The 8,707-nt window shown below is 60.4% G+C and carries 6 protein-coding genes; 2 read left to right on the forward strand and 4 right to left on the reverse strand.

What is annotated here, in order from left to right:
* Positions 1-15: 15 nt before the first annotated feature.
* Positions 16-444, reverse strand: coding sequence for a division/cell wall cluster transcriptional repressor MraZ (gene mraZ / locus FVF58_RS30350; protein WP_149673462.1), 429 nt, complete (start codon positions 442-444; stop codon positions 16-18).
* Positions 445-855: 411 nt separating this feature from the next.
* Complete coding sequence (coq7, locus tag FVF58_RS30355) at positions 856-1,488, reverse strand: 2-polyprenyl-3-methyl-6-methoxy-1,4-benzoquinone monooxygenase (RefSeq protein WP_149673463.1); 633 nt, start codon at positions 1,486-1,488, stop codon at positions 856-858.
* Positions 1,489-1,787: 299 nt separating this feature from the next.
* Here coq7 and FVF58_RS30360 point away from each other — a divergent pair, with 299 nt between their 5' ends.
* Positions 1,788-2,978, forward strand: coding sequence for a porin (locus tag FVF58_RS30360; protein WP_149673464.1), 1,191 nt, complete (start codon positions 1,788-1,790; stop codon positions 2,976-2,978).
* Positions 2,979-3,160: 182 nt separating this feature from the next.
* Here the strand turns inward: FVF58_RS30360 and FVF58_RS30365 are convergent, their stop codons facing one another.
* On the reverse strand, positions 3,161-4,834 hold the full coding sequence (locus FVF58_RS30365; protein WP_149673465.1) for a long-chain fatty acid--CoA ligase: 1,674 nt from the start codon (positions 4,832-4,834) through the stop codon (positions 3,161-3,163).
* A gap of 146 nt (positions 4,835-4,980) precedes the next feature.
* Entirely contained in the window at positions 4,981-7,059 is a 2,079-nt protein-coding gene (locus tag FVF58_RS30370; protein WP_149673466.1) for a molybdopterin-containing oxidoreductase family protein, read from the reverse strand.
* A 184-nt stretch (positions 7,060-7,243) separates the two neighbouring features.
* On the opposite strand from FVF58_RS30370, the gene FVF58_RS30375 reads away from it, so the two are divergent.
* Positions 7,244-8,440: a M20 aminoacylase family protein gene (locus FVF58_RS30375; protein WP_149673467.1), complete on the forward strand. Its 1,197-nt coding sequence runs from the start codon at positions 7,244-7,246 to the stop codon at positions 8,438-8,440.
* Positions 8,441-8,707: the final 267 nt, after the last annotated feature.

The raw sequence follows: 8,707 nt of genomic DNA on the forward strand, positions 1-8,707 counted from the left end.
ATATGTAAGCCGCGATCAGAACGTGAAATTCTTCAACGCTTCGGGCATGCCCTCGGCGATTGCCGCCTGTTCCTTCGCGGCGTAGGTTTGTGCATCCCATAACTCGAAGTGACGGCCCATGCCGAGCAAGGTCACTTCTTTTTCCAGCGCGCCAGCCATGCGTAGTTCCGGCGACACAAGCACGCGGCCCGCGCCGTCCATATCGACATCCATTGCATTACCGAGAAAAATGCGGCGCCACCACGTGGCGTTCATCGGCAGATTGCCGACCTTCTCGCGAAAGACTTCCCACTCCGGGCGCGGAAAGAGCAACAGGCAGCCGTCCGGGTGCTTGGTGATCGTCACCCGGCCCTCTGCCTGTGTTTGCAGCGCATCCCGATAGCGAGAGGGGATCGACATCCGCCCCTTCGCATCGAGCGTCAGCGCCGACGCCCCTTGGAACACTTTGCTCTCCCCTCTTGCGGCACTTTTGCGCCGGCTGCCCGATTCGTGAAAATCTACCCCAAAGTGCTGGCGAGATCACACAAAAATACACTTTCTCACACTGTCTCCCACTTTAGAGGAACGATAATCGGGGGTCAAGGGAGATACCGGGTTTTTGCGCCGATTTTGTTTGATAGAACAAGGACTTAGCGCGACTCCTTCACGTCACGCATAAAACGGAAAACCGTTATAAATGAATGAGCTAGTGCGACTTGTGAAGGTGATACGTGAAAAGTGCGGGGGAACAGCGTGGAATGAAAGAGATCGCGAGGTGGGAATTAAGAGATATAGGCGGACGATTCGGGGACGTGCGGCGAACGGCGCGCGAGTCGCCGTCCCACTTCCGGAAATGCGCGCGCGGCGGCCCCTGCGTTATACGTAATAGGCCGTGCGCGTCATGACTTTCGACACCGCGCGCATCAGCGCACGCGCGGGAAATGGCAACTCGATGCCGCCCGCGTCCATCGCGGCCTTTCCGTGCTCCATTTCATCCACGCGCATTTGCTCGACAATCGCGCGTGACTCGTAATCGGCGGCCGGCAGCTCATCCAGATGGCTGTCGAGATGCTGCTCCACCTGGCGCTCTGTTTCAGCCATGAAGCCGAGGCTGACGCGATCGCCCAGGCGCCCCGCCGCGAGACCGATCGCCATTGCGCCGGTGTACCAAAGCGGATTCAACAAACTGGGACGCGAGTCAAGCGCCTCGAGACGTTTGGCGGTCCACGCCAGGTGATCTTCTTCCTCGGAAGCAGCGTGATCGAACATGGCGCGCAACGAAGGCGAACGGGTCGCGAGTTTCTGAGCCTGGTAAAGCGCTTGCGCGCAGACCTCGCCGACGTGATTCACCCGCATCAATCCCGCCGCATGCGCACGCTCGGCCGGTGAAAGCTCCGGCACCTCTGCCGTCACCGCCTGCGGAACCGGCAATGGCCGGCTCATCCGCGATACGCCAGTCATTGAGCGTAAACCCCGATCAAACTCGCTAATCAACACGTCCAGAAACATTGAGCACTCCCTGATTCGACGACTGCCCCAGCGAACCGGAGGTGCTTACGACAAGCTTTGCGGGGCAAAACCAGCGACGCGGCAACCTCGGATCCGCATTAAATGAGCAGCTAACTTTCGATTCTAGTCCATGTTGCGTAAACGAAACAGGAGCCTCCGTGGCCACCTCCTTTTTCTTTGTGCCATGTATGCCTTTTGTTACATTACGTGGCAACTTCTCGCGAAGTTCGAAGCAAGGCCTCAACGCTAGATAAATATTCGCCTTGTACAAAAGATTCGTAATCCTTGGAGATCATTCGATGAAAAAGTCGCTTCTCGCTCTCGCAGCACTGGGCGCATTCGCAGGCGTCGCACATGCTCAGAGCAGCGTGACCCTGTACGGCATCGTTGACGTTGGTATCACCTATAACAACAACGCCGGCGCCGGCAGTAAAACCCCCGGCGGCTACCAGCAGTACGCCATGACCAGTGGCGTACTGCAAGGCTCGCGTTTCGGCCTGCGCGGCACGGAAGATCTGGGTGGCGGTCTGAAGGCCCTGTTCGTGTTGGAAAACGGCTTTGACGTGACGAACGGCAAGCTGGGTCAAGGCGGCCTGATGTTCGGTCGTCAAGCTTACGTCGGCCTGTCGAGCCAGTTCGGCACGGTCACGATGGGTCGTCAGTACGACTCCGTCGTCGACTACGTCGGTCCGCTGGAATCGGGCGACCAATGGGGCGGCTACCTCGGCGCTCACCCGGGCGACATCGACAACTTCAACAACGCATACCGCACCAACAACACGGTCAAGTTCACGAGCGCGAACTACGGCGGCCTGACGTTCGGCGGCACGTACAGCCTCGGCGGCCAGGCAGGCAACTTCACCGGCAACCAGATCTGGTCGTTGGGCGCAGGCTACAACAACGGTCCTCTCGTGTTGGGCGTCGGCTACTTGAACGCACGTACGCCGGCAGCTACGGGCGGCCTGTTCAACAACGGCGGTACGACGACGGCAGCGGCTGCTGCTGTGACGAACCCGATCTACGGTGGCTTCTCGTCGGCTAACACGTACCAGGTGGTCGGTGCGGGCGGCGCATACACGTTCGGCGCGGCAACGATCGGCCTGACGTACTCGAACATCCGCTTCGCCAACCTGGGCAAGACGTTTGCGTCGCCGTTCGCGGGCCAATCGGCTACGTTCAACAACGGCGAAATCAACTTCAAATACCAGTTGACCCCGGCATTGCTGGTCGGCGCAGCGTATGACTACACGCGCGGCGCGGAAATCAACAACACATCGCGTGCTCAGTACCACCAAGGCTCGCTCGGCGTGGACTACTTCCTGTCCAAGCGTACCGACGTGTACCTGATCGGCGTGTACCAGCACGCTCTGGGCGAAACGCTTAACCAGGCGGGCGCAGTGGTCAACGCAACGGCAGGCATCAACGGCCTGACGGGTTCGTCGACCAGCAATCAGGTCGCGGCTCGCGTCGGCATCCGCCACAAGTTCTAATAAGTCGTAAAAAAGCAGTTTGCCTCAAAGGCGCCTTCGGGCGCTTTTTTTTGGCGGGCTGGGCGCGGGTCTGTGACTCAGTGCGTGGCGCAAAGGAATCGCGCAAAAAGAGAAGCCCGGCAGACTTCCCTCCGCCGGGCTTCTCTTTCTTGCTACACGTCACTTCGTGCAGACTCGTGTACTCATGCTCGCCCGTCGCGCAACTCGCGGCGCAGAATCTTGCCGACATTGCTCTTGGGCAACTCGGCGCGGAATTCGATGATTTTCGGCCGCTTATAGCCGGTCAATTGCGTCTTGCAGTATGCGAAGACATCCGCGTCGGTCAGCGCCTGATCCTTCTTCACGACGAACAGCTTCACTGCCTCGCCCGAGTGCTGATCCGGCACGCCGACCGCGGCGACTTCGAACACGCCCGGCAGCTTGGCGACCACGTCCTCGATTTCGTTCGGATACACGTTGAAGCCGGACACCAGAATCATGTCCTTCTTGCGATCGACGATCTTCACGAAGCCATCTTCGCTCATCACGCCGACATCGCCAGATTTGAAGAAGCCGTCCGGTGTCATCACCTTGGCGGTTTCGTCCGGGCGGTTCCAGTAGCCCGCCATCACCTGGGGTCCGCGAATGCAGATTTCGCCTGGCTGGCCGAGCGGCACTTCATTGCCTTCGTCGTCCCGAATCGACACTTCGGTGGACGGCAGCGGCAAGCCGATCGTCCCGCTGTATTCGGTGACGGTGACCGGATTGCAGGTCACGCACGGCGAGGTCTCCGACAACCCGTAGCCTTCGACGATCGGCGTATGCGTGAGCTCGTACCAGCGTTTGGCAACGGCTTCCTGCACTGCCATGCCACCGCCGTTCGCGGTCAGCAGCTTCGAGAAGTTGAGCTTGTGAAAGTCCGGGCTATTCAGCAGCGCGTTGTACAGCGTGTTGACGGCGGGGATCGTCGTGATCGCATAGCCTTCCAGCGCCTTGATCATGCCGGGAATGTCGCGCGGATTCGGAATCAGCACGCCGAGGCCGCCGGTACGGATCGTCAGCAGCCCGCACACGGTCAACGCAAACACGTGATAGAGCGGCAGCGCCACGACTGTGATGAACTGATCGATGTCCGTGCGGTTCGCGCGAACCGGATGGAGCCACACTTCAGATTGCAGCACGTTGGCGATCAGATTCCGATGCAATAACGTAGCGCCCTTGGCCACGCCCGTGGTTCCGCCCGTGTACTGCAAAAATGCGACGTCATCCGGTCCCTGTTGGACCGCCTTGAAACTCAGCCGGCCGCCTTCCGCGATCGCCGTATTGAATTTGACGTGGCCCGGCAAGCTCCACGCGGGCACCATCTTCTTCATCTTGCGCACGACGAAGTTGACGAGGGTGCCCTTGATCCCCATCAGATCGCCCATCGCCGCGACGACGACGTGCTTTATCGATGTATTGCGCACGATCGCCTGCAACGTCACCGCGAAATTCTCGAGCAGGATGATCGCTTCCGCGCCGCTGTCCTTCAGCTGATGCTCGAGTTCGCGTGGAGTGTAAAGCGGGTTCACGTTCACGACGACATAGCCGGCGCGCAGGATCGCGGCGATCGCCACCGGATATTGCAGCACGTTCGGCATCATGATCGCGATGCGCGCGCCGCGCGCAATGCCCTTCGACTGGAACCACGCAGCGAGCTTGCGCGAAAGCGCGTCGAGTTCGGCATAGCTCATCTCCTGACCCATGCAGACGAACGCCGGCTTGGCACGATGCTCACGGAAAGCTTCTTCGAGCAGGTCGGCCACCGACGAATAGCGGCTCGGGTCAATCTCTGCGGGAACGCCGGGCGGATAAGATTTCAGCCAGATTTTGTCCATGCAGCGTCTCCTTATTTATTTTCGAATGGTCGTGCTAAAAACGCATCGTAGCATGGCCACCTCGTCGCTAATCGCGAAATGCGGGCCGGTTAGACTGCAGCCTCGAACCTTCCTGGAGCGAGCGCGGCAAGAATTCCTGGCGCGTGTCAGGCGCGTTCGACTTCGACGAGGCAGTCGTAGAAAGTAGCCGATCCGCCCAGATCGGTGAGCGCCTGGCTCGTCACCTGATTGGCGTTGCGACCGTCCGGCGCGAGCTTCTTCCACCAGATGGACAGGCCGACGACGAGCCCCTCGCGCGCTTTGTCGGTGACGCGGGCGCGCGCCTGCATCGAGCCGCGGTCGTTAAAGATGCGCACCTGGTCGCCGTTGCCGATATCTCGGACGTGCGCGTCGGCGGGGTGGATGTCCAGATGCGGCTCGCCTTCCGTCGCGCGCAGACTTTCGATGTTCACGAACGTGCTGTTCAGAAAATTGCGGGCGGGCGGCGAAATCATCGCAAGCGGGTAACGGGCGGCAAGGTCAGGTGCGCCGTCGGCGGATTCGTGCGGCGGCAGATAGTCCGGCAACGGATCGAGACCCTGCTGCGCGAGGCGCTCGCTGTAGAACTCGCATTTGCCGGACGGGGTGCGGAAACCACCATCGGCAAACGGCGCGTCTGGCAGATTCAGCTTCGCCCAGCCGGTTTTCTTCAGCGTTTCCCAGTTCACGCCTTCAAGCGTTTTGTCCTGCCATCGGAACGCGGCCTGCGCGACGGTTTCGTCGCTTTCGAACAGCGCCGGTTCTTCGAGCCCCATCCGGCGTGCGAGGCCGCGAAAGATCTCCGTGTTCGGACGCGCGTCGCCGACGGGGGCGATTGACGGCAGGTTGAGCATCACGTGCGTATGCCCGTAGGACTTGTGCACGTCGAGGTGTTCGAGTTGCGTCGTTGCTGGCAGGAGCAGATCGGCGTAGTCCGCAGTGTCGGTCTGAAAATGCTCGAGGACGATGGTGAAAAGGTCGTCGCGTGCAAAACCCGCGGCGACTCGCTCCGAGTCCGGCGCCACCGCCACGGGGTTCGCGTTGTAGACGACGATTGCTTCGACCTTCGGGCCGAACGCGGCATCGCCCGGATGCAGCAGCGCATCGCCGATCGTGTTCATATTGATGACGCGGCTCGCTTTGGCCGGCCAACCCGGCATCAGGTCCGGGCGCTGCAGCGCATGCGAGTCGACCGGAGCCCAGCCGCCCGACGACAGCAGCGCGCCACCCGCTCTCTCGCGCCACGCGCCTGTCAGCGACGGCAGGCACGCGATCGCGCGCACCGCATTGCCACCGCCGCGCACGCGTTGCAGCCCGTAATTCATGCGGATCGCCGCCTTCTTCGTACTGCCGTAAAGTCGCCCAAGTTCGATGATCACCTGTTCTTCGATCCCGCAAATTTCGCTTACACGCGACGGTGGATAACCCAGCGCGCGAGCCTTCAGTCCGGCGAAGCCCAGCGTGTGGGCCGCAATGTAGGCTGGATCGAGCAGATTCTCCGTGATCAGCACGTGCATCATGCCGAGCGCCAAAGCGCCGTCGGTACCGGGCTTCAGCGCGACGTGCTGATGGCATTTTTCCGCCGTCAACGAGCGATACGGGTCGATTGCGATCAGACGCGCGCCGCGACGCTTTGCTTCCTGGGCGCGTGTCCAGAAATGCAGATTCGACGCGATGGGATTTGATCCCCAGATCAGGATCACCTCGCTTTCTGCAAAAAACTCGGTGAGCATGCCGATGCCCGCGCCGTATGTGTACTTCAGACCCGCCGCGCCGGCCGCCGCGCAGATCGTGCGGTCGAGCTGCGAGGCCCCCAGCTTGTGAAAGAACCGCTGCGCGATGCTGTCGCCTTGGACCAGGCCCATCGTGCCGGCGTAGCTGTACGGCAAAATCGCCTCCGGCGCACGGCCTGCAATTTCCGACAGACGCGTGGCCGCGAGTTCGAACGCCTCATCCCAACTGATCGGTTCGAAGCGGCCCTCACCTTTGCGGCCGACTCGCTTCATCGGCGTAGTCAGCCGGTGCGGGTGATAGACCCGTTCAGCATAGCGGCTGACCTTGGTACACAGCGCGCCCTGTGTCGGCGGATGCTCGGGATCGCCGACGACCTTGATCGCGCGGCCATTCTCGACGGTCACGCGCATCGCGCAGGTGTCGGGGCAATCGTGCGGGCACACGGCGCGCGCGAAATCAGTCGGAGCATTCATCGGCGGTCCGTCACGGGGTATTGGAGCTGGGGCAATGCGCGATTTTATTACGTCTGTTGGCGGCTAGCCTGCATGGTGCCGCCAAAATCTCCTTCGGCGTAGAATCGGTTATCACCGTGCCCGGGCCGAGGTGGGCCCGAGCGATCCCACGCAAGTCAAAGCACATACGCAACATCACTCCATCATGAAACTGATTCCCGAAATCCAGGCTGCTCACGGCGAAATCCAGACCCTTCGACGAACGATTCATGCCCATCCGGAACTGCGTTATGAAGAGACTGCAACGGCTGATCTCGTTGCCCGCAGTCTCGAATCCTGGGGCATTGAGGCTCATCGTGGATTGGGCAAGACCGGTGTAGTCGGCATACTGAAGCGTGGCAATAGCTCACGTTCTATTGGCCTGCGCGCAGACATGGACGCGCTGCCGATTCAGGAACTGAACAGCTTCGACCATCGCTCGAAAAACGACGGCAAAATGCACGCGTGCGGGCATGACGGACATACCGCGATGCTGCTCGGCGCAGCACGACACCTGGCCAAACACGGTGAATTCGACGGCACGATCGTGTTCATTTTCCAGCCGGCCGAAGAAGGCGGCGCTGGGGCGCAGGCGATGATTGACGACGATCTGTTCGTGAAGTTTCCAGTAGATGCGGTGTTCGGCATTCACAACTGGCCAGGGATGCCGGCGGGCCACTTCGGCGTGACTGAAGGTCCGATCATGGCATCGAGCAACGAGTTCCGCATTGAGATCAAGGGTGTCGGCTCACACGCCGCACTTCCGCACAATGGGCGCGACCCCGTGTTTACCGCGGTGCAGATCGCGAACGGACTGCAGAGCATCATCACGCGGAACAAGAAGCCGCTCGATACCGCTGTGCTGTCCATCACCCAGATTCATGCCGGCGACGCTGTTAATGTCGTCCCGAATGACGCGTGGATCGCGGGGACAGTGCGAACATTCAACACCGAAACGCTCGATCTGATCGAAGCACGCATGCGCAAGATCGCGGAGAGTACCGCTGAAGCCTACGATTGCTCCGTCTCGATCCATTTTCATCGGAACTATCCGCCGACGATCAACAGTGGGGAAGAGACCCGTTTTGCTGCGGCGGTGATGAAAGAGATCGTTGGAGCTGAAAACGTCGACGAGGCTGTGGAACCAACGATGGGCGCCGAGGACTTTTCCTTCATGCTGCTGGCAAAGCCAGGCTGTTACGCGTTTCTGGGTAACGGCGAAGGCGGCCACCGGGATTCGGGACACGGCGCCGGCCCCTGTATGCTGCATAACGCGAGCTATGACTTCAACGACGAGTTATTGCCGATCGGCTCGACGTATTGGGTTCGTCTGGCGCAACGGTTTCTTGAGCAAGGAAAGTAATCGTCGCTGGGGCAGCATGGGTTGCATGTGGCATGCCGCGCTCTTGTGTCGGCGGCCAGTGCATAGTTTTGAGTTGCGAGCGCTTTTTTGCGGCTGCGTTTTCTTCCTTTGATGCGCGAAATCGAAGGATGTAATTTGAAACGCCCGTAAACGCAGAAACCCCACCTTTTGGGGGTGGGGTTTCTGTTCACTGCTGGGGAGCCTGACGATTACCTACTTTCACACGGGCAATCCGCACTATCATCGGCGTAGAGTCGTTTCACGGTC

Source organism: Paraburkholderia panacisoli (assembly GCF_008369935.1).
In the GTDB taxonomy this organism is placed as follows: domain Bacteria; phylum Pseudomonadota; class Gammaproteobacteria; order Burkholderiales; family Burkholderiaceae; genus Paraburkholderia; species Paraburkholderia panacisoli.